General features: G+C 53.4%; 19 protein-coding genes. 2 read left to right on the plus strand and 17 right to left on the minus strand.

Features of this window, described 5'->3' with window-relative positions:
- The 7 genes from WIH05_RS01865 to WIH05_RS01895 form a co-directional block, all read right to left on the minus strand.
- Positions 1–650 (minus strand): ABC transporter ATP-binding protein (locus tag WIH05_RS01865; protein WP_337424897.1); only part of this gene is annotated, 650 nt, incomplete at its 3' end.
- A 9-nt stretch (positions 651–659) separates the two neighbouring features.
- Positions 660–1,478: an ABC transporter permease gene (locus WIH05_RS01870; RefSeq protein ID WP_215653322.1), complete on the minus strand. Its 819-nt coding sequence runs from the start codon at positions 1,476–1,478 to the stop codon at positions 660–662.
- 16 nt (positions 1,479–1,494) lie between these two features.
- A complete protein-coding gene (gene rfbC / locus WIH05_RS01875; RefSeq protein WP_022274392.1) occupies positions 1,495–2,070 on the minus strand; it encodes a dTDP-4-dehydrorhamnose 3,5-epimerase in 576 nt (191 codons plus the stop codon).
- Positions 2,071–2,130: 60 nt separating this feature from the next.
- Positions 2,131–3,090, minus strand: coding sequence for a glycosyltransferase family 2 protein (locus tag WIH05_RS01880; RefSeq protein ID WP_022274393.1), 960 nt, complete (start codon positions 3,088–3,090; stop codon positions 2,131–2,133).
- Entirely contained in the window at positions 3,087–4,385 is a 1,299-nt protein-coding gene (locus WIH05_RS01885) for a lipopolysaccharide biosynthesis protein (protein WP_337424898.1), read from the minus strand. The genes WIH05_RS01880 and WIH05_RS01885 overlap by 4 nt, the downstream gene beginning before the upstream one ends.
- Positions 4,354–5,481: a UDP-galactopyranose mutase gene (glf, locus tag WIH05_RS01890; RefSeq protein WP_337424899.1), complete on the minus strand. Its 1,128-nt coding sequence runs from the start codon at positions 5,479–5,481 to the stop codon at positions 4,354–4,356. Before glf ends, WIH05_RS01885 begins: the two co-directional genes overlap by 32 nt.
- A gap of 1 nt (position 5,482) precedes the next feature.
- Positions 5,483–5,983, minus strand: a complete 501-nt coding sequence (locus tag WIH05_RS01895; RefSeq protein WP_022274397.1) for a signal peptidase II — start codon at positions 5,981–5,983, stop codon at positions 5,483–5,485.
- A gap of 156 nt (positions 5,984–6,139) precedes the next feature.
- Between WIH05_RS01895 and WIH05_RS01900 the strand changes: the two genes are divergently transcribed.
- The gene (locus WIH05_RS01900; RefSeq protein ID WP_337424900.1) at positions 6,140–7,846 is read left to right on the plus strand and encodes a S8 family peptidase; all 1,707 of its coding nucleotides are present in this window, start codon (positions 6,140–6,142) and stop codon (positions 7,844–7,846) included.
- Here the strand turns inward: WIH05_RS01900 and clpX are convergent.
- The 10 genes from clpX to WIH05_RS01950 all read right to left on the minus strand — a co-directional run bounded on the left by clpX (position 7,829) and on the right by WIH05_RS01950 (position 19,008).
- Entirely contained in the window at positions 7,829–9,502 is a 1,674-nt protein-coding gene (gene clpX, locus WIH05_RS01905; protein WP_252207501.1) for an ATP-dependent Clp protease ATP-binding subunit ClpX, read from the minus strand. The genes WIH05_RS01900 and clpX overlap by 18 nt on opposite strands.
- Before the next feature lie 374 nt (positions 9,503–9,876).
- Positions 9,877–11,262, minus strand: a complete 1,386-nt coding sequence (locus tag WIH05_RS01910) for a DUF4340 domain-containing protein (protein ID WP_022274530.1) — start codon at positions 11,260–11,262, stop codon at positions 9,877–9,879.
- Entirely contained in the window at positions 11,249–12,682 is a 1,434-nt protein-coding gene (locus tag WIH05_RS01915) for a GldG family protein (protein ID WP_022274529.1), read from the minus strand. Before WIH05_RS01915 ends, WIH05_RS01910 begins: the two co-directional genes overlap by 14 nt.
- Positions 12,682–13,545 carry an ABC transporter permease gene (locus WIH05_RS01920; protein WP_022274528.1) on the minus strand — a complete coding sequence of 288 codons (864 nt, stop codon included), beginning with the start codon at positions 13,543–13,545 and terminating at the stop codon, positions 12,682–12,684. Before WIH05_RS01920 ends, WIH05_RS01915 begins: the two co-directional genes overlap by 1 nt.
- Entirely contained in the window at positions 13,542–14,597 is a 1,056-nt protein-coding gene (locus WIH05_RS01925) for an ABC transporter ATP-binding protein (protein ID WP_022274527.1), read from the minus strand. Before WIH05_RS01925 ends, WIH05_RS01920 begins: the two co-directional genes overlap by 4 nt.
- Positions 14,598–14,694: 97 nt before the next feature.
- Positions 14,695–15,168, minus strand: a complete 474-nt coding sequence (locus tag WIH05_RS01930; protein ID WP_022274526.1) for a winged helix-turn-helix domain-containing protein — start codon at positions 15,166–15,168, stop codon at positions 14,695–14,697.
- 88 nt (positions 15,169–15,256) lie between these two features.
- Complete coding sequence (locus WIH05_RS01935; RefSeq protein WP_022274525.1) at positions 15,257–16,777, minus strand: trypsin-like peptidase domain-containing protein; 1,521 nt, start codon at positions 16,775–16,777, stop codon at positions 15,257–15,259.
- A gap of 194 nt (positions 16,778–16,971) precedes the next feature.
- Positions 16,972–17,811, minus strand: coding sequence for an undecaprenyl-diphosphate phosphatase (locus WIH05_RS01940; protein ID WP_022274524.1), 840 nt, complete (start codon positions 17,809–17,811; stop codon positions 16,972–16,974).
- Between the two features lie 2 nt (positions 17,812–17,813).
- Positions 17,814–18,494 (minus strand): uracil-DNA glycosylase, encoded by a 681-nt coding sequence (locus tag WIH05_RS01945; RefSeq protein WP_215653330.1) that lies wholly within the window; start codon positions 18,492–18,494, stop codon positions 17,814–17,816.
- Positions 18,478–19,008: a hypothetical protein gene (locus WIH05_RS01950; RefSeq protein ID WP_215653331.1), complete on the minus strand. Its 531-nt coding sequence runs from the start codon at positions 19,006–19,008 to the stop codon at positions 18,478–18,480. Before WIH05_RS01950 ends, WIH05_RS01945 begins: the two co-directional genes overlap by 17 nt.
- Before the next feature lie 168 nt (positions 19,009–19,176).
- Between WIH05_RS01950 and WIH05_RS01955 the strand changes: the two genes are divergently transcribed.
- A complete protein-coding gene (locus WIH05_RS01955) occupies positions 19,177–20,385 on the plus strand; it encodes a class I SAM-dependent rRNA methyltransferase (RefSeq protein ID WP_022274522.1) in 1,209 nt (402 codons plus the stop codon).
- Positions 20,386–20,424: the final 39 nt, after the last annotated feature.

Here is a 20,424-nt window from a genome sequence, read left to right on the forward strand (position 1 = left end):
ACCTTATCGCAGTATTTGATGATGCTTCCCATATCGTGGGTCACCATTAGGATGGTGGTGCCGTTCTTCCGGATCTCTTCCATACGCCGGTAGCACTTGGCCTGGAAAAACACGTCGCCCACAGACAGGGCCTCGTCCACAATAAGGATCTCCGGCTCCACATTGATGGCCAGGGCAAAGGCCAGACGGACGAACATACCGCTGGAATACGTCTTCACCGGCTGATACACAAAATCGCCGATGTCGGCAAAGTCCAGGATCTCCTGGAGCTTTTTATCCATCTCCGCCTTTGTGTACCCCATCATGGTGCCGTTCATATAAATATTTTCAATTCCCGTATAGTCCATATTGAAGCCGGCTCCCAGCTCCAGAAGAGCCGAGATCTTCCCGTCCACCTGGACCGAACCGGTGGTGGGGGTCAGGACGCCGGTGATGATCTTTAAGATCGTGGATTTTCCCGAGCCATTGGTACCGATGATCCCCACGGTCTGGCCCTTCTCCACTGTAAAGGAAAGGCCGTTTAAGGCGTAGAAGTCCTTATGGAGGCTCTTATGGGTCAGGCTTAGGGATTCCTTTAACCGGTCGATGGGACGGTCGTACAAACGGTATATTTTTGTTACATCTTTTACTTCGATCGCATTCTGGGACATTCCATCCTCCTATAATACATCCGAAAAATGCGGACGCAGCTTTTTAAATACCTTCAGCCCCACAAGCATCATGACAATGGTCACGCCCCAGAAATAGACTGTAAGGGTGGGACGCATATAAAACCAGTCCCCGGTGAGCATACTGTCACGATACCCGGCCGCAATATAATAGAACGGGTTCAGCTTCAGGATCGTGGGAGCCATGGTCAGTCCCTTTTCCAGGAAAAGCTGCTCGCTGTACATAATGGGCGTCAGCCACATACCGAACTGAAGGCAGATGCTGACGATCTGGGCCATGTCCTTAAAGAATACCTGGATGGCGCTGGTAAAATACGTCAGCGCCAGTGCGAACATGGAGGCCGCAAAGGCATAATAAAGGACCTGCAGCCAGGAGATCTGCGGCGCCTTTCCGCTGATGAGGAATACCACAAACATGATGGCCACAAAAAATCCATGAACGAACAGACAGGAGATCAGCTTTATAATAGGAAGGATCTCCACCTTAAACACGACCTTCTTCACCAGGTAATTGTATTCCTGGAGACAGCCGGTACCGCAGTTTAAGGCCTCTGCAAAGAAAAACCAGGGCGCGATACCGGGGACCAGCCACTGTACATAGGAGGCGTTGGGCACCGGAGGCGCGCTCTTAAAGCCGATGGGGCCAAAGATCAGCCAGTAGATCAGCACGGTCACCACCGGCTGCACAAACATCCATACCACGCCGAAATAGGACCCCACAAACCGCTTTTTAAAATCGGCTTTTGAAAGGTCCCAGATCAGACGGCGCCTGGTTATGATCTCCTTTAAAAGAGAAATTACATAATTCACGCTGTTTTAAACCTCATTATCTCTCAAACTTGAACGTATCGTTGAAGCCGCCCCACTTTTTATCCTTCTCAGAAATGATCAGCTCCATTCCCTCCTCGATGGGCCACTGTACGCCGATGGTCTCGTCGCTCCATAAAAGGCCGCCCTCATCGCCGGGATGATAGAAATCGGTGCATTTGTAGGCGAATTCGGCTTCATCAGACAGCACTAAAAAGCCGTGGGCAAAGCCTTCCGGAATATAAAACTGCTTTTTATTTTCCGCAGACAGCTCCACGCCGAACCACTTTCCATACGTCTCTGAGCTGGTCCTCAGATCCACCGCCACGTCGAATACTGTGCCGCGGACCGCGCGCACCAGCTTGCCCTGGGGGAACTGCTTCTGGAAATGGAGGCCCCGGAGCACGCCCTTTACGGACATGGACTGGTTATCCTGGACGAATACCATATCAAGACCGGCTTCCTTAAAATCGTTCTGATTGTATGTTTCCATAAAATATCCGCGCTCATCCTTAAATACCGTTGGCTCGATCACGAAAAGCCCTTCAATGGTCTTTCCTTCCACCTGGCACGGAGTTACTTTAATCTTTCCCATTTTTCTTACCTCTCTTTTGTTTTCTGGTCTGCTAAACATCATACCACTGTGCGGGAAGAGTTACAATACCAAATTGGATCCCGCCTTATTTCCCCAATAGGCCTTATTCATGGTGCACCACAAAACCACCGGACGGGGCAGCCTCCGGTACCGTTTTCCCATGAGAAAGCCCAGGTATTTACATCCGCTGGTATAGATGAGCTTCGGGATCAGATACACCTTCCCCGACTTTACAAGGAAGGCCGCTGTCTGCTTTACCATACGGATCCCCTCTCCCTCGGACCGGATGCCGGAGAACACCTCCGGGTGGTCGGCCTGGGATACGGCCAGATCGAAATTCCTGTGAAACTGCTGGATCCCCGAATAGTTATGGGAATGGATCACCCTGGCCCCGGCGGAATAAAAGACACCATAGCCCCGCTCCATGGCCCCGGCCGCAAAGATCATGTCCTCGTTGAAGATGGTCTTTTTCGTAAAGCCGCCCAGCTCCAGATATACGCTCCGCTTATAGGCGGCACATACGTTGGAGCAGAAATACGTCTTGATCCCCAGCTCTGGCAGGTCCTCCCTGGTCTTTAACCGGCTTTCCTCCGGATAATTAAAGGCCCTGGTATAGCGCTCAATGATCCCGCAGTCCCGGTCCGGAAGCTGACGGCCATAGGCCACAGCCGTGCTTTCCTTCTCCGTAAGACCGCGGACCAGGTTTTCCAGAAGATACTGGTCTGCCGGAAGGGCGTCGTCGGTCATGCACACGCAGATGCCGGCATCCGACTGCCGGATCCCAGCGTCCCTGGTGGCTCCATGGTCAAAGGTCTCTCTTGTCACATGGAAGACCGAAAGATTTTCCGGCAGGCTGTACCCCGTTTCAGAAAGCCACCGGTCCCAGTATGCCTGTTCCGTATTCATGATGATGTACCGGTTTACAGGCTGGGTCTGGGCGTCCAGGCGCTTTAAAAGCTCCCCGAACCGTTCCCCCGGCCGGTAAACGGGAATGATCACATCCACAGTTATTTCCTTCATTCTAAATTCCTCTGCTCCGGATTTTTCCGTTTATGTTCCAGGATCCCCGCCAGGTCAATGAGGCCGAACAGCACCATTAAGGCACCGGTCAGGACCACATAGGCCAGGGCTCCCCCGAAGATCCCGCCCCACCGCACAAAGGGCGTGGAGACCAGGACTGCCATAAGGCTCACCAGGCCGTAGACCCCGAAAATATATTTCTGCTTTTTCATGATCACCAGCGAATAATAAAACAGGTTCATGTACGCATTCAGGGCTCCGCCGAAAATGATCAAAACCAGGGCCGGCCGGCACTGGGAAAGGCCGGTCCGCAGATTGGGATACAGAAGGCTTAACACCGGGATCCCCAGAATCCACGCGCCTCCCACAGCCAGCACCGTCAGGGCCGCGATGATCAGAGCGATCCGCTTCTGGATCTTTAAAAACCGCCGGGTCCTCCCCATCTCCCAGGTAAAGGACATTTTCGTAAGATAAGGCCGGATTACGAACCCGGCCACCAGATTGATGATGCTGGTGGGCATGAAGATGGCTCCGAACACAGCCATATCCCGATCCGCCATACAGCCCTCAATGGCGTATTTGGACGCGGAAAAAATATAAAAGTCCAGCACTGCCGAACAGAACAGCAGGATGGTCTCTGCAAAAAGCTCCTGCTTCTTTCCATTCGCCGATCTCCACTCCACGTTGGGAAGCTCCCGGATCACCAGCACGTCGAACACCAGGAACCCCGCCGCCTGGGCTCCCACAGCCCACAGGCTGGCGGCGGCCAGATCTTTCGTATACGCCAGGGAAGCCAGGAATACGCCCACGGAAAGGATCGTCCGGAAGGCGTTGGATTTTCCCGTCAGATAAAGCCGCCCGCCTCTCTGGAATTCCGCCTCATAGGCATCCGCCAGGGCGTCGATGACCTTATAGACCACCATCAAAAATACCACGGCCGCTTTTTCAAAGGAATAACCGTTTAAGAATACGTATCCCATGCCCGTGAGGACAGCCGCCCCACAGGTCAGGAGCCGCAGCCCCAGGTAATCCCCAAAGGAGTATTTTCCTCCGGTGTCGGTGATCTGGAACGGGCGGATCCCGAAATACGCCATCATGAACATATGCTGGCCGAAGGTGGTGAAGGCAAAGGTAAAGATCCCTCCCGCATCCTCCCCGGCGATCTGCACCACGGCAATGGAAAGGACCATGGATGCGAACGCATACAGGAAGCTTCCGGCCATATTCCATATAATGTCACGTTTTTCCGGATTTTTTGATTTTTTACCTATGATCAGCCGCGATAGTAATTCCATGAAACTCCTTCTTCACACAGGCAAAGGCGGATTCGATCACCTTATCCATATCATAATATCTGTATTCTGCCAGCCGGCCGCCGAAGATCACGTTTTTCTCCTCTGCTGCCAGGGCCTCATACCTTTTATACAGCTCCTGGTTCTTTTCGTCGTTGACCGGATAATACGGCTCCATGCCCTCGGTCCACTCCGCCGGATATTCCTTTGTGATCACGGTCTTTTCCTGGGTGCCAAACTCGAAGTGCTTGTGCTCGATGATCCTGGTATAAGGCGTCTCCCGGTCCGTGTAATTGATGACCGCGTTCCCCTGGAAATTATCCGTGTCCAGGACCTCCGTCTCAAACCTCAGGCTGCGGTACTGGAGCCTGCCGAACCGGTAACCGAAATAGCTGTCTATGGTTCCCGTATAGACCACCTTTTCTGCCAGGGCGTCGTATTCTTTCTTATTCTCCAGATAATCCGTACCCAGACGCACCTCACAGCCTGCAAACAGCTTGTCAATGATTACATTATAGCCGCCCATGGGGATCCCCTGGTACAGATCGTTGAAATAATTGTTGTCGTAGGTATAGCGCACCGGGAGGCGCTTGATGATAAACGCCGGAAGGTCCTTACATTCCCGCCCCCACTGCTTTTCCGTATAGCCCTTGACCAGCTTCTGGTAGATATGGGTCCCCACCAGGCTGATGGCCTGCTCCTCCAGGTTTTTGGGCTCGCCCTTTATGACCTTTCTCTGTTCCTGTATGATCTTTTTTGCCTCCTCCGGCGTGGAGATCCCCCACATACGGCTGAAGGTATTCATATTAAAAGGCATATTGTACATCTCGCCCTTATAATTGGCCACCGGGCTGTTGGTATAGCGGTTGAACTCAGCCAGGCTGTTGACAAAATCCCAAACCTCCCGGCTGCTGGTATGGAAGATATGGGCGCCGTATTTATGGACATGGATGCCCTCGGTCTCTTCACAGTAAATGTTTCCGCCCAGATGATCCCTTTTTTCCAGCACCAGACATTTTTTTCCCTGTTTTCCTGCAAAATACGCGAACACTCCGGCAAACAGGCCGCTCCCCACCAGCAGATAGTCGTACTGCTTCATTCTACTTTTCCTCCGTTTTCCCGTATAAATCCATGATCAGATCCTTTAAAAAGCCTGCCGCAGTCCCTGCTGCCATCAGAAACGCTCCGGCAAAAATAAACAGATCCCCCAGATTAAAGACCACCGTTTTAAGAGCCTTCCACTGGAAGCTGAAATAGTCCACCACATAGCCGCGCTTCATCCGGTCGTAGAGGTTGCTCACTCCTCCGGCCAGGGTGAGGGTCAGGGCCAGCTTTTCCAGTATCCTTCCCCGGGTCCCCATGAGGTATGCCCAGGCTCCGGCAAAGGCCGACGTAACACATAAGGGCACCAGCTGCACCGCCCTGGATCCCTTTAAGATCCCAAAGGAAAATCCTTCGTTATGGTTTTGGTAAAGCTTTATCTTTCCTTTGGAGATGGCAAGCTCCCTGGGGAATGTGCCTTTCTCCTCCTTCTCGATCCGGGCCTTGAAGGCCTGGTCCAGGAATGTGAGCGTCGTTCCAAACGTCAGAAATCCAAACATGGCAAGTCTCCTTTCCGTCCTTATCATCCTATCTTACACTATTTTCCCTGCTCCGTCCATCTTTTCCGGAGAATCTCCCCTCTGCTTTTCATGTTCTCCCGTATTTTCACATATAATACAGCAATCGTATGAGCAGCTTTGCACCGGAGTATCAGAATGCCTTGTTCTTACAGCGTCACATCCGAAGACACCGCCGATTTTATCTCCACATACAGTGCCCTGCCGGAGCAGCTATCTGCCATGACCGGCATCGAATGCATCGATTTTGTCAGCCGCCAGTTCGCCGTGCTCCACATTCCCATGGACGATCTGGAAAGGCCCATGAATTTTTCCTACTATACCTATTCGGCCATCCCGAAGCTCTATTCCCTCCTGGACACCGACAGCATGGAGGCCTCCGGGATCCTTCCCGCCTCCCGGATCCCCGCCTTCGGGAACCAGGGCCAGGGCGTCCTCATCGGCTTCGTGGACACTGGCATCGACTATCAGAATCCCCTGTTCCGGAAGGAAGACGGGAGCTCCAGGATCCTGGGGATCTGGGACCAGACTCTGGAAACCGGCGCCCCGGATCCTGTAAACAGCTTCCAGGCCCTTTATGGGACCCAGTATTCCAGAGAGGAGATCGACCAGGCGCTGGCGGCCCCGGATCCCCTGGCCCTGGTCCCGTCTGCCGACGAAAACGGCCACGGCACCTTTCTGGCGTCTGTGGCAGCCGGAGGAGAGGATCCGGACCAGGATTTTACCGGAGCCGCCCCAAGGGCTTCCATTGCCATGGTAAAGCTGAAGCCCGCCAAGGCGTACCTCCGGGATTTTTATCTGATCCGGGAGGGGGCAGATGCCTATCAGGAAAACGATATCATGATGGGCGTCGCTTACCTGCTCCATCTGGCCCGCCGTTTTTCCATGCCCCTGGTGATCTGCCTGGGGCTGGGGACCAACCAGGGAAGCCATGTGGGAAAATCCCCTCTGGGGCTTTATCTGGATGATATCAATATCTATGCCGGGACCGCCGTCATCACAGCGGCAGGCAACGAGACCGGCTACGGCCATCACTACCGGGCCGTCACCAGGCCGGAGGAAACGCTTCAGACCGTGGAGCTGAACGTGGGGGAAAAGGACAGCGGCTTTTCCATGGAATTCTGGGCCCAGGATGTGGATATCTACCGGGTGGGCTTCATTTCTCCCACAGGAGAGGTGGTGGATCCGCTCCCCTCCTCCACAGAGGAAGAAAACGTCATCCGGTTCCTGGTGGAGCAGACGGAGATCACCGTCTATTCCAGCATCGTCAACACGGCCACCGGAAGCCAGATGATCTTCATCCGCTTTAAGGATCCCATGCCGGGGATCTGGAACCTTACGGTCTCCAGCGCCTTAAACGTCACCGGAGCCTTCCATATCTGGCTTCCCAGCCGCGGCTTCATCTCCGACACCACATATTTCCTCCGGCCGGATCCCGATACCCTGGTCACCGGTCCCGGGAATTCCCAGTACGCCCTCACGGTCTCTGCCTATGACCATACCACCGGGGGAATCTACATCCATTCCAGCAGAGGGTTCAGCCGGTCCGGCCAGATAAAGCCGGAGCTGGCGGCCCCGGGCGTCAATATCACCGGAGCCGGCCTCCGTTCCGGCTTCGTACAAAGATCCGGCACCTCCGCCGCTGCCGCCCACGCCGCCGGAGCCGCCGCCATCCTGCTCCACTGGGGGATCCTGGAGCGGAACGATCCCTTTATGAACACCTCCGCCATCAAGACCTATCTGATCCGGGGAGCCAAAAGAAATCCAGCGCTCACCTACCCAAACCGTGAATTTGGGTACGGAACGCTGGATCTCTACCAGGCGTTTTTAAGACTCAGGCTGTGAGTCTCCTGCCCCGCGCATGGCAATGCGGGGGCCTCCTTTTTTCTCCAGATACGCCCTTGTGATGGTCACAGAGCCAATGTTGGAATCCTTTGGGATCTCATACATGATATCCAGCATAAATTCCTCCAGGATCGCCCGCAGGGCCCTGGCCCCGGTCTCCTTCTTTAACGCTTCCTCTGCGATCCACTCCAGGGCGTCGTCGTCAAAGGAAAGCTCCACCTCGTCCATCTTAAGCAGCTTTTCGTACTGCTTCAGAATGGCGTTTTTCGGCTCCTTTAAGATCCGCACCAGGAACTCCTTTGTCAGCCCCTGGAGAGTCACGGTCACCGGAAGCCGTCCCAGGAACTCCGGGATCATCCCGAAATTCCGCAGATCCTTATTGGTCACCCTGCTTAAGAGATCCGGGTCCTTATCAAACTTATCCTTCAGATCTGCGTTGAAGCCGATGGACGCCTGTTCCGTCAGACGCTCTTTAATGATGTTCTCCAGATCCGGGAAGGCTCCGCCGCAGATAAAGAGGATATTGTCCGTATTGATGGTCTCCATGGGCGTCATGGCATTCTTCTGGTTAGTCCCCACAGGAACCTCCACAGACGCCCCCTCCAGAAGCTTTAAAAGCTCCTGCTGCACCGATTCCCCGCTGACATCCCTGGTGCTTGTGGATTTCTTTTTGGCGATCTTATCGATCTCATCAATGAACACGATCCCCATCTCTGCCCGCTCCACGTCGTTTCCTGCTGCTGCCAGGAGCTTGGAGATCACGCTTTCAATGTCGTCTCCGATATACCCGGCTTCCGTAAGGGAAGTGGCGTCGGCGATGGCCAGGGGCACATCCAGAAGCTTTGCCAGGGTCTTGACCAGATACGTCTTGCCGCTGCCGGTGGGTCCGATCATTAAGATGTTGGACTTTTCGATCTCCACATCGGTCCCGAACTGCTGTGCATCCGGGGACGTATGCTCGAACACCCGCTTATAGTGGTTGTAAACGGCCACAGAGATCACCTTTTTTGCCTGCTCCTGGCCGATCACATACTGGTCCAGCTTTTCCTTTATGGCATGGGGGGCCGGGATATCCTTCAGCTTAAAAAGCTCCTTTTTCTGGCCCTCTTTCTTTTTCTTCACCCGTTTTTTCCCAGTGATGGCGTTGAGATCGATCTGGCCGATGGGGATCCCAAAGCCCATATTTCCCCAGGGAAAGCCTCCCTGGTACGGCGCTTCGTCCTCCTCCCCGGCGTCCGGATCTTCCACCGTCTGGGTCTCCTCCGGCACATCCTCCGGCGTTCCAGGCGTTTTTGGAGCTGTCTCCTTTTTTTCTCCGTTCTCTGGAAGCCCGCCTCCGGTCTGGTCCTCCGCCTTCTTTTCCCCAGCGTTTCCAGTACCGGCGCTTCCTCCCTTCCCGGGGATATTCTGCCACATTCCCATGGGCATTCCGGCGTTCCACAGCTGTTCCGGCGTGATCCCGGACAGACGGCTCATATCAAACCCGCTGTTCATGACTGTATCAAAGGCCTTCTGCATACAGTCCCGGCAGATATCGATGCCGCCGGGCAGCGTGATCATCTTTCCAGCCTTGCTCTCCGGTCTCCGGCAGACGTAGCAGACCTTATCGTATTCGTCCCCGTCGTTTCCATTTATGTTTTTTTCTCTCTCGTCCAATTTTTTTCTCCTTCTTGTGAATCCCTCATCTGTCAGAAAACCATTATACGGTATTTTCACTGGCTCTGCAAGAGAGGGGAAGAAGAATGTATAATTTCCCTGCTATACAGTTAATTCCGCAATCTCACCCATATCGCACGATAAGGTCTGATTCATCCTTTTATCAATCAGCATCGACCATTGCCTGCCATAACTGACTGGCATAATTCATTGCCGGATCCTTCCGGCTTATACCTTATTACGCACATGGCAGTGAGGTTGTCTGCCAAAAGATGAGCGTATATAAATATTATACAAATGAAGCGCGCTGGAACTGACGGGAACAGGAGGGGGGGACTTTCTGAGCCTCCCCCATCTGCCCTTATGTCCGCTTTTTACTTATTCCCGCCCGATAAAACAATCCCATGGACCGCCTCTGTCAGATCCACTGCCTGGGATCTGGGTACCAGGGACACAGGCTCCCCGTCCACTTCTGCCAGACAGTACTCCCCGTCGTAGCGGTACAGGGCCACCGTTACCTGCGGATAGTTTTCGTTATCCAGAAATACTGTCATCCGGATCTCCTCCTTCCCAGCGGGCGCTTCCTCTGTAAAGCTTTCTGCCTCCAGGGCCAGCAGTGCATCCAAAAGGGCCGCAGTATCCGTCTCCTCTCCTGCGTACGTCCATTTCCGGTCCGAATCCTTTCCTCTTGATTCCAGCTGGTACGTCTCTCCCTCCAGAACGACTGTAAGTCCTGTGATGTCGTACCGGTCCGCAGGCAGAACCTCCTGGTGCCGCAGGTCGTTGTATGTCATTTTCATCAGCTTCTCATAATCGCCGGAAAGCAGCCGGTAGATAATGCCGGACTCTCCCACCCGTGCATAGGCGGTGACCGTCTCATCATCCTCTTTTTCCTCCGGATCCCGGCTCACAGAAAGAGTAAATGTCCCGGTCTCCTCTTTTCCATCCTCATTCTCTGTGGTGTACTCGGTCTCCACCACCAGCTGCGGCTCATCCAGGCCATATCCGGAAAGCTCCTCTTCTGCCGCATTGTAGGAAACGTAATCGGAAAGTCCCAGTCCCATGACGGTGTTTAAGTACGTTGTCACCCGGCTGGTGTCCAGAGGCAGCGTCTTCTCATCCCGGCTGGTAAAATATATATCCCCGGGGCTGTAAGTAGCTGTGCTGTCCTCTTCATAAAAAATCTCATAGGCTTCCGGTCCGGTAAAGCGGATCCTTTCCACCTGGTCCATGGCCGGGACCTGGTCATTTTTAATTACGCTGCTTAAACCGATATTAAAGGAATCCATAGGATCCTCCTTTACCAGATAGGCGTTGCCGTCTCCAATGGACACATACCGCTCCGAATCCATGGCGCTGAAATCACCCAGGAGAATTTCATAGCTTTCCTCTCCCGCCTCCAGGCGGATGGTACCTTCTGGATCATCCAGGCCGTACTGGCCGTAATCCTCCACATCCTCGATCACAAAGGACACGCCGAACTCCTCAAAGATTTCCAGAAGCTCCCCGATCTTCTCCTCGTCCACCGGAAATGCCGCATCCTCATCATATGTCCACATCTCTTCCTTATGAAATGAGAGATTCTCCGTTCCCGTCTCCCAGGAGAGAGCTGTCACTGTGTCCGCCGGGATGGTAAGAATGACCGCATCGCTGTTTTTTATCTTTTCTTTCTGTTCTTTCGTCCGGACCACTCCAAAGGTCACAGCGCAGGCGGCGCACAGGACGCCTGCCAAAAACATTAACCGCTCAGACCGTTTCATTCTGCTTCCTCCTTCTTCTTAATACCACGACTGCCCCAACTCCAAGATACAGGAGCGGGAAGACTCCGATCATCATCACCTGGAGCATAGACGAGACCGATTCGCTGATGGTCAGGTAGTTATAATTTAACGACTTGCTTCGGATCGCCATGGCCTCCCTTTCACCATTTAAAAAAGCCAGGGCGTTCATGGCCAGATCTCCATTGGCACCGGAAGAGAGGGCATTGTACATATCCATTAAGAACTCCGATGATGCAAACCACACGATTTTTCCATCATTCCCGCAGTCCACTGCGACTGCCGACGCAAATGGGCCGTCCGTGTCCCCTTCTTCCTTTTCATACGTCTCCAGCCCGTAGCCGGCTTTCTTGCTGAACGCCAGCTCCGATGTAGTCAAAAGCTCTGTAACCCGGCCGCTCTCCTTTACTTCTTCTGACGCCTCAAGACCGCTGGAAATGGGAATGATGGGGAAATACCTTGCCTCGGCCAGAGACGCTGTAATTTCATGGTCCGCCAACTCCGGGATCAGCGCATGGGGCGTCTGGAGCGCATAGTGCTCCCGGTCTCCTTCCACCACAATTCCATCTGCCACTGTAATCCCATAATCCTCCAGAAGGCTGTTTAAATTTTCCAATGCTCCATCCTTCACCGGCCCGGCTGCCACAAACAGCTTTCCTCCGTTTTCCACATATCCTGAAAGGATTTCCTTTTCCTCCGGGGAAATATCGCTCTGGGGTCCGAAAATAACCACGCAGTCTGCGTCCTCCGGAACCGTCTCCGCCGTCAGAAGGGAGAGTGCGGACAATTCCATATTATCCTTCTCCATCTGCTCCTTAAAGGAAGCCGGAAGCTCTGTTTCCCCGTGTCCCTCCAGAATGCTTATCTTTGGAAGATCCTCGCTCACCACATAATCGATGGCAGAAGTAATGGCCCCCTCTCCGTCAAAGGAGGTGTTATACGTATAGGAGTAAAGATCCGGCTCCTGGATATAGATGTCCTGGTATCCGATGAACCGGCTTCTCTCCCCTGCTTCCACCACCAGGCTGTTGTTCTGGACCGGCTCGTCGGTATACTGCTCCGCAAAGGCCGGATACACGTCCGGATTCTTTTTCACCACCTGGATGTGCTCAGAAAGACTTTCATACCTGCCCAGAAGATTTTCGATCACATCATCCTCTTCTCCTGCCTGGACGATCCAGTAAATGGTCACGTCGTCTTCCAGGGCGCTTATCACGGCCCTGGTGTTTCCCGTCACAGAATAGAGTTTGGTGGCGCTCATGTCATATTTTGTCATATTTTCCGGCAATGCCCCGGCCAGAACATTAAGGACCATCACCAGGGCCAGGACAACGGCTGTTAAAATCAAGGAATACGATCCGCCGCGCAGGGAAAGTGATACCGGTTTTTTCTGTTTTTTCATCAGTTATACCTCCTTTTTTCCAGGGACTGTACTGACAGAAACAGGAAAAATGCCGCAAAAGTCACATAGAATACGATCCCTGTCATGTCAAAAACCCCGTTGACAAAAACGGAAAAACGCTCAAACAGGGATAGTTCCTTCATAAGCGCTGGAAGAAGCCCCTCAAATTTTTCCGGGGTCGTCAGGTACACGGCCAGAAGCCCGGCCACGGCCAGAAAATAAAAGCCATAGGCCAGGCTTTCATTTTTCGTCAGGTACCGGATCAGAAGGCCCAGACCGATCACCAGCACAAACACAGCGACCAGGGAACCCGCCGCTGTGGACGACACATGCTCTGCCAGGCTCACACTGTAATAGTTGAACAGGATCACCGCAATGCCGATCCCAGCCGCAAAGCCCTGGTTGTCGGTCAGGGATGAAATAAAGACCCCCAGGGCAATGAGCGCCGCTCCCAGGAAGAAAAACGCCGCCAGGGAACCGTAGGCCACCGGAAGGTACACGTCTCCAAACTGAGAAAATACCAGGGGATACAGGGAAATAATCGCCAGAGGGATCAGATAGACCACCAGGAGAGCCAGATATTTTCCCATGACCACCTGTGTGGTGGTGATCGGAAGGGAGTACAGAAGCTGGTCTGTCCGCTGTTTTTTCTCCTCCGCAATAACGCGCATGGTGAGAACCGGAACAATGACCACAAAGATCAGGCTTCCGAAGCTTAAAACAAATTCAAAATTACTGACCGCAGCCTGAAGGTTATACAAAGTAGCTCCCATACCGGTAAAGGCCAGCAGAAACGCACCAAAGACATAGGCTGTCATGGTGTGAAAATAATTTCTTATTTCATGCTTAAAAACTGCGATCACGGCTCGTTCCCTCCTTTTTCTTCACTGTCCTCTTCCCGGCTGTCTGTCTCCCGGCCTGATTCCGTCTTTTGGCCATTTTCCGCCTCTGCTTCCCCGTCTGACGGAACCTCTCTGTCTCCGTTCTCTGTCAGCTCAATAAAAATGTCTTCCAGGTCCGCCTTCTTAAGTCCCAGCTCCAGAAGCACCTTTCCGCTCTCTGCAAACTTTAGGAAAATGCTGCGGGACACGGCGTATATATCCTCCTCACTGGTCCTCAGAACCGCTCTGGCATACCCGTTCTCTTCCTTTTTAACATCCATGCCAGAGACTGCCCCGGTTTCCTCCAGAAGCGCCTCCACTTCTTCCGGCTCCGCCTCTGCCGTAAGCGTAATTTCTCCCGGCGCAGTCAGACTTTTTTCCAGATTCTCCGGCTCATCAAAGGCCACCAGTTTCCCTCTGGAAATGATCAGGACCTTCTCACAGATAGTCTGGACCTCCGAAAGAATATGGGAACTGAAAATTACCGTGTGCTCCTTTCCCAGCTCCCGGATCAGATCGCGGATTTCAATAATCTGCAAGGGATCCAGTCCCACGGTGGGTTCGTCTAAAATGATCACCCTTGGGTCCCCCAGAAGGGCCTGGGCGATCCCCACACGCTGCTTATACCCCTTGGACAGCGCTGAAATCCTCCGGTTCCTCATGGCCGTCAGCTTCGTTTTCTCCAGAACTTCCCCAATCTGTTTGTAAAGCTCCGCTCCCCGCAAGCCCTTGGCCTCGCCTACGAACCGCAGATATTCCGCCGGAGTCTCATTCATGTAAAGGGGTGGCTGCTCTGGAAGATACCCGATCAGCCGCTTTGCCTTATCCGGTTCCTCAAAAATATCATATCCGTCAATTTTCACATGACCCTCTGTGGCGGAAAGACAGCCGGTCATAATATTCATTGTGGTGGACTTTCCAGCTCCGTTGGGGCCCAGAAAACCGTAAACATGGCCATCTCCGATTTCAAACGAAAGATCGTCCACAGCCGTAACATTTCCATATCGTTTTGTCAGATGCTCAACTGCAATCATCTCTGTCCTCCTTTTTCTCATTTTCCTCCAGAAAGTATATCAGCCGAAGCTGAAACCACGCTGAAAAGCCTGTGAAAAAAGGATGAACTTTCCAGGCTCAGAGTTCCCCCGCCTGTACCTCCAGATGGTATCCCATGCGGCGGATGGAACTGATCCGCACGTTGGAGCCTGTCCTGGCCAGCTTCTTTCTTAAGAATCCCACATAGACCTCCACGTTGTTTTCCACTGCGTCCGTATCGTATCCCCAGACCTTCTGGAGAATCGTCTCCTTGGAAAGATTCTTCCGTCCCGACTGGAACAGGAGACGCAGGATCTCAAATTCCTTTGCCGACAGCTGCACATGCTTCATACCGCAGCGCAGCATTCCTGTGGAAAGCTCCAGGGAAGTGTTTCCAAAGGAAAGCGCCTCCGTCTCTTCCTCCTGTCTGTGCAGAAGGGAATGGATACAGGTCTCGACCTCTTCTGCCACCTGGCGGCTGTTTATTCCCGGTGCCGTCACATCCAAAATCACCAGAGCCTCCGGCAGAGGCGGCTTTAAGAGCTTTTCGTCCTCCATGATCAATATTTTCATTTTCTCTTTCCTCCTCCTTCTATCTGCCGCTGGCATGGAAAAGGCAGCCGGTCCGTTTAAGAACCGCCTGCCTTTTGTACATTTTTCCTTATTCCGGCTGTTCTGCCGTCTCTTCCTCCTGGGGTCTTGCATTCAGGGTGATGGGGATCTCCTTTTCCACATACTCACCGTTTTCCAGTCTCTGGACCGTGAGATTTACAGTGGTGCCTTCTTTATAATAAGTCAGGAGCTTTGTAAGATCCGCATAGTTTCTAACGGTCTCCCCATCAAATTTTGTGATGATATCCTTTTCCTTCAGTTCAGAATTGGCAGCCGCGGAATCCTCTGTGATCTTATAAACGTATACGCCCTCGGGCATTCCATAGAGCTTTGCCATGGAGGCGTCGATGTTCTGGATCTGGATCCCCAGATATCCCTGCTCCTCTTCGCCAACCTCCACCTTGGTGGTACGGGTCTTTAAGTCGTCAATGATATCCTTCGCATGAGAAATGGGGATCGCGTAGCCGACACCTTCTACCTTTTCATCTGCGTATTTGGCCTCGTTGATGCCGATGACCTCTCCCTTGGAGTTTAACAGAGCGCCGCCGCTGTTGCCGGGGTTGATGGCCGCATCGGTCTGGATCACAGTTTTTGTAACGCCGTCCACAGTGACCTCACGGTTTAATGCGCTCACATGGCCCACTGTCACGCTCTGGCCCAGTCCCAGGGCATTTCCGATGGCAATGACGCCCTGGCCCATTTTTAAGGAATCCGAGTCCCCGAGAGTGGCTGCCTTGATCTGGGATTTAGTATCTGCGGAGATATCCTCCAGCGGGACTGCGATCACCGCCAGGTCGGAAGCAGAATCCGTACCCTTCACTGCCGCCTCCACGCTGCTTTCATCGATGAAGGTGACGGCCAGGGTCGTGGCTCCCTCGATCACATGGTTATTGGTCACCACCAGGAGCTCTGTGTCGTTCTGGCCTACAATGATGCCGGAGCCGCTGCTGGGCACCTCATACGTCTGGGTCTGGCCAAACCAGGTGCTTCCCTGGTACAGCATGGTGTTGGTGATGGCCACCACCGAGGGCATCACCGCATCCACGATGGGAGACACATCCTCAATAAACACACCTCCGGAAGAGGATGAAGTGGACTGGGGAGCTGCCTGGACCACCTGGGTCTGCTGGATCGGAGCCGTCTCCTCCGGGAACAAAGCGTTGGCCGCCCGGTTGACGCCGAACATGGTGCCTCCGGATACCACTCCGAAGAGGAGGGCCGCTGCTGTGACCATGGCCGTTGTCTTCATGACGGAACGTTTCTTCGGAGCCTTATGGCTGCTGCCGTTCTCCCCATGGCCTCCTCCATTCATCCCGCCGTTTCCGTCCTGTCCTCCGTAGGGATACGGAGAGGAGTGATGGTACTGGTTCTGCGGGCCATTCTGGTACTGGGGCTGCTGGTACGCCTGGCCCTGATTCTGGTTCTGGGGCTGTCCCTGGCCGCTGAGCCCGTATACCTGCTGTCTGGCCGGCTGGCCCATCCCTGTCTGGTTCCCAGCCGCCTGCGGACCGCTCTGATTATTCTGATCGTTCTGGTTATTATTAACCTCTGTCCATTTATCGTCGTACATAAAAATTCTCCTTTCACAACAAAGCTTATCTATCGGAATTTCTTTGATCTCCTTGTTTATGTAAGAGAGTTTACCAGAGATTTGTGATAAAATTGTGATAACTTTTCAAGGGAATTGTGAAACCGTGATACACAAAAGCGCCTCCGGAAGACCGGAAGCGCTCTTACAAAATCTTATCTTTCATGTCCTGCCCGTTACAGTCCCATCACTGCCATTACCCCAAAATATGCCAGAACGATCACACCCAGGATAATGCGGTAATAACCAAAGAAACGGAAATCGTGCTTCTTCACATATCCCATAAGGAACTTGATGGAATACATGGATACGGCAAAGGCGATGACCATGCCGGCCAGCAGGAAGAAAAACTCCATACCAGAAAAATCCAGGCCATAATGGAGGATCTTTAACAGGCTGGCCCCGAACATCACCGGGATCCCCAGGAAGAAGGTAAATTCCGCAGAAGCCGTTCTGGAGCAGCCTAACAGCATGGCCCCCAGGATCGTAGCGCCGGACCGTGAGGTTCCCGGGATCAGGGCCAGAAGCTGGAACAGGCCGATATAAAGAGCTGTCCGGTAGCTGATCTGGGAAACCTTTTTAATGGGAAAGTCCACATACTCATTATGCTTTTCCAGGACAATGAAAAGGATCCCGTAGATGATCAGCATGGCCGCCACCACATAGGGGTTATACAGGTATGTGTCCAGGACCTCGTCCAGAAGGAGCCCCACCACAGCTGCCGGAAGGCAGGCGATGAGGATCTTGATCCACAGATGCCAGGTGGCAAGCTGCTGGTTTTTCTTCTTTCCCGGGGCCCATGGGTTCAGACGGTTGAAGTAAAGGACCACCACAGCCATAATGGCTCCCAGCTGGATCACCACCCGGAATACCTTCATAAATTCTGCCGACGCATTCAGATGGACGATGTTCTCCACCAGGATCAGATGGCCGGTGCTGCTGATGGGAAGCCATTCTGTAAAGCCCTCCACCAGACCGAATACGACGATCTTCAGAAATTCGATAAAATTGCTCATATTTACTCTCCTATATTCTCAATCTGCCAGTCAATGGGAGCAAGGCCGTGGGCCGTCAGGAATTTATTGGTCCGGCTGAAGGGACGGCTCCCGAAAAATCCGCGGTACGCCGACAGGGGACTGGGATGGGGAGCTTCTAAGATCAGATGGGCCGGATTGTTTAACATGGCCTTTTTCATCTGGGCCGGTTTTCCCCATAAAATAAACACCATGGGCCTGTCCTGTTCATTCAGTACTCGGATGGCAGCGTCGGTAAACGCCTCCCAGCCGATGTCCTTGTGGGAATGGGCCGCATGGGCCCGGACCGTCAGCACCGTATTCAGAAGAAGCACGCCCTGGTCGGCCCATTTCTTCAGATATCCGTTATTGGGGATATAGCAGCCGCAGTCCTCATGGAGCTCCTTATAAATATTCACCAGGGACGGCGGCGTATCCACCTCCGGCCTCACGGAAAAGCAGAGGCCGTGGGCCTGGCCCGGTTCATGGTAGGGATCCTGTCCCAGGATCACCACCTTCACATCCTTCAATGGCGTAAATGCGAAGGCGTTGAAAATATCGTCCGGAGCCGGGTATACCTCCCTGGTCTCATACTCATGCTTCACTGTCTCGTACAGCTTCCTGTAATAGGGCTTTTTAAATTCCTCGCTCATGGGCCCCAGCCAGTCGTTACTGATCGCTGCCATGCTCTTCCTCCCCAAAGCCTTCCATGAATCCCACAGAATCCGCCTTTACGGCGGCGGCTTTTTCCTTCAGTTCTTCAGTGATCTGATAAAAAGTTTTGTGGACACGGTACAGGCGTGCCTTCCGGTTGATGGCTGCCGTCCGCTCAAAGGGCCACCGGATCAGGGACGGATGGCCAAAGCCCTCTCCCAGCTCCAGGAGCACCGTAGTCCTGTTTAAAGTCCCGGCCAGCCAGCCGGTATAACCATTCCATTGCTCCTCCGTTAAAGATACGTCCAAAGGGGCCACCATATGCTCCTTTTCAAAACCTCTGTCCTCCATCTCCCCCAGAGTCAGTGTGGATATGATAAAAGCATCCTTCCCCTCTAAAAGCTCTCTCAGGGCTTTTGAGGCCCTCCGGATCTGATCCTCCCGGTCTTCATCCCCGCGCTTCCACTCTGCGCCGATCCCCACCAGGATCTTTTCTGCCTTCCGGACCTCTTTCTGTATCTCCTTTCGGATCTCACTGTTTTCCATAGCCGTCTCCTATCTCATAAGTGACCTAAGTATACCATAAAATCCAGTCCCTGTGAACCACCCTTTGTCGAAAGCCCATGCCCCCCTCCATAGCCCCTTGCATTTTCTGCCGGATTCCGCTATACTTTTTACCATAAAATGCCGGAATACAGAAAGGATCCTATGCATATGGAAAAAACATCCGCGTCCGTTTATATAAAAAAAGGCCAGGGCCGGGCTTTAAAAGCCGGAGGGCTCTGGATCTATGACAACGAGATCGACCGTACCGAAGGGGAATTTGAGAACGGGGACATGGTCAATGTCTTCGATTTTGACGGTTATCCCCTGGGATGCGGCTTTATCAATCCCCGCTCCACCATCACCATCCGCATGATGTCCAGAAAGCCCCACACAGTGGTGGACGAGGACTTTATTGAAATGCGGGTACGGAACGCCTGGGAATACAGAAAATCCACTGTGGACACAGGAAGCTGCCGGCTGGTCTTCGGGGAAGCTGACTTCCTTCCCGGGATCGTCATTGACAAGTTCTCCGACGTGCTGGTGGTGGAATCCCTGGCCCTGGGCATCGACCGGTGGAAGCCAGTGATCCTGGAAAAGCTGAAAAAGGTCCTGGCCGAGGACGGAATCTCCATCCGCGGCGTCTATGAACGGAGCGACGCCAGGGTCCGCCTCCAGGAGGGCATGGAACGGTTCAAGGGCTTCATCGGAGACTCCTTTGATACAAAGGTGGAGATCGTGGAAAACGGCGTCCGGTATATGGTAGATGTCCAGGACGGCCAGAAGACCGGCTTCTTCCTGGACCAGAAATATAACCGGCTGGCGATCCAGCGGCTTTGTAAAGGAAAACGTGTTCTGGACTGCTTTACCCACACCGGCTCCTTTGCCTTAAACGCCGGGATCGCCGGTGCCTCGGAGGTCCTTGGGGTGGATGCCTCCGAGCTTGGCGTGGCCCAGGCTGCCGAAAACGCGGCCTTAAACGGTCTGTCGGACCGGGTCCGCTTTGTGGCCGCCGACGTGTTCGACCTGCTTCCGGAGCTGGAGCGCCAGGGAGAAAAATTCGATGTGGTGATCCTGGATCCCCCTGCCTTTACCAAATCCAGGAATTCCGTCAAAAATGCTGTCAAGGGTTACAGGGAGATCAACCTCAGAGGCATGAAGTTAGTAAAGGACGGCGGCTATCTGGCCACCTGCTCCTGCTCCCACTTTATGACTCCGGAGCTCTTTGCAAAGACCATCCGGGAGGCCGCAGGGAACGTCCACAAGCGTCTGCGCCAGGTGGAATACAGGACCCAGGCCGCTGATCATCCCATCCTCTGGGGCGACAGTGAATCCTCATACTTAAAGTTTTTCATTTTCCAGGTGTGCGACGAAAAATAAGCGGCCGGCAGATAAGCCGGAATATGTACGGGCGCTGGA

The organism is Alitiscatomonas sp., from assembly GCF_037242085.1.
In the GTDB taxonomy this organism is placed as follows: domain Bacteria; phylum Bacillota; class Clostridia; order Lachnospirales; family Lachnospiraceae; genus Alitiscatomonas; species Alitiscatomonas aceti.

Excerpts from the sequence above, each read along its gene's own strand:
- rfbC (WP_022274392.1), bottom strand. The coding sequence starts at position 2,070 with ATGGGAAAGATTAAAGTAACTCCGTGCCAGGTGGAAGGAAAGACCATT.
- WIH05_RS01880 (WP_022274393.1), bottom strand. The coding sequence starts at position 3,090 with ATGAAGGAAATAACTGTGGATGTGATCATTCCCGTTTACCGGCCGGGG.
- WIH05_RS01885 (WP_337424898.1), bottom strand. The coding sequence starts at position 4,385 with ATGGAATTACTATCGCGGCTGATCATAGGTAAAAAATCAAAAAATCCG.
- glf (WP_337424899.1), bottom strand. The coding sequence starts at position 5,481 with ATGAAGCAGTACGACTATCTGCTGGTGGGGAGCGGCCTGTTTGCCGGA.
- WIH05_RS01895 (WP_022274397.1), bottom strand. The coding sequence starts at position 5,983 with ATGTTTGGATTTCTGACGTTTGGAACGACGCTCACATTCCTGGACCAG.
- WIH05_RS01900 (WP_337424900.1), top strand. The coding sequence starts at position 6,140 with ATGCCTTGTTCTTACAGCGTCACATCCGAAGACACCGCCGATTTTATC.
- WIH05_RS01910 (WP_022274530.1), bottom strand. The coding sequence starts at position 11,262 with ATGAAACGGTCTGAGCGGTTAATGTTTTTGGCAGGCGTCCTGTGCGCC.
- WIH05_RS01915 (WP_022274529.1), bottom strand. The coding sequence starts at position 12,682 with ATGAAAAAACAGAAAAAACCGGTATCACTTTCCCTGCGCGGCGGATCG.
- WIH05_RS01925 (WP_022274527.1), bottom strand. The coding sequence starts at position 14,597 with ATGATTGCAGTTGAGCATCTGACAAAACGATATGGAAATGTTACGGCT.
- WIH05_RS01930 (WP_022274526.1), bottom strand. The coding sequence starts at position 15,168 with ATGAAAATATTGATCATGGAGGACGAAAAGCTCTTAAAGCCGCCTCTG.
- WIH05_RS01935 (WP_022274525.1), bottom strand. The coding sequence starts at position 16,777 with ATGTACGACGATAAATGGACAGAGGTTAATAATAACCAGAACGATCAG.
- WIH05_RS01940 (WP_022274524.1), bottom strand. The coding sequence starts at position 17,811 with ATGAGCAATTTTATCGAATTTCTGAAGATCGTCGTATTCGGTCTGGTG.
- WIH05_RS01945 (WP_215653330.1), bottom strand. The coding sequence starts at position 18,494 with ATGGCAGCGATCAGTAACGACTGGCTGGGGCCCATGAGCGAGGAATTT.
- WIH05_RS01950 (WP_215653331.1), bottom strand. The coding sequence starts at position 19,008 with ATGGAAAACAGTGAGATCCGAAAGGAGATACAGAAAGAGGTCCGGAAG.
- WIH05_RS01955 (WP_022274522.1), top strand. The coding sequence starts at position 19,177 with ATGGAAAAAACATCCGCGTCCGTTTATATAAAAAAAGGCCAGGGCCGG.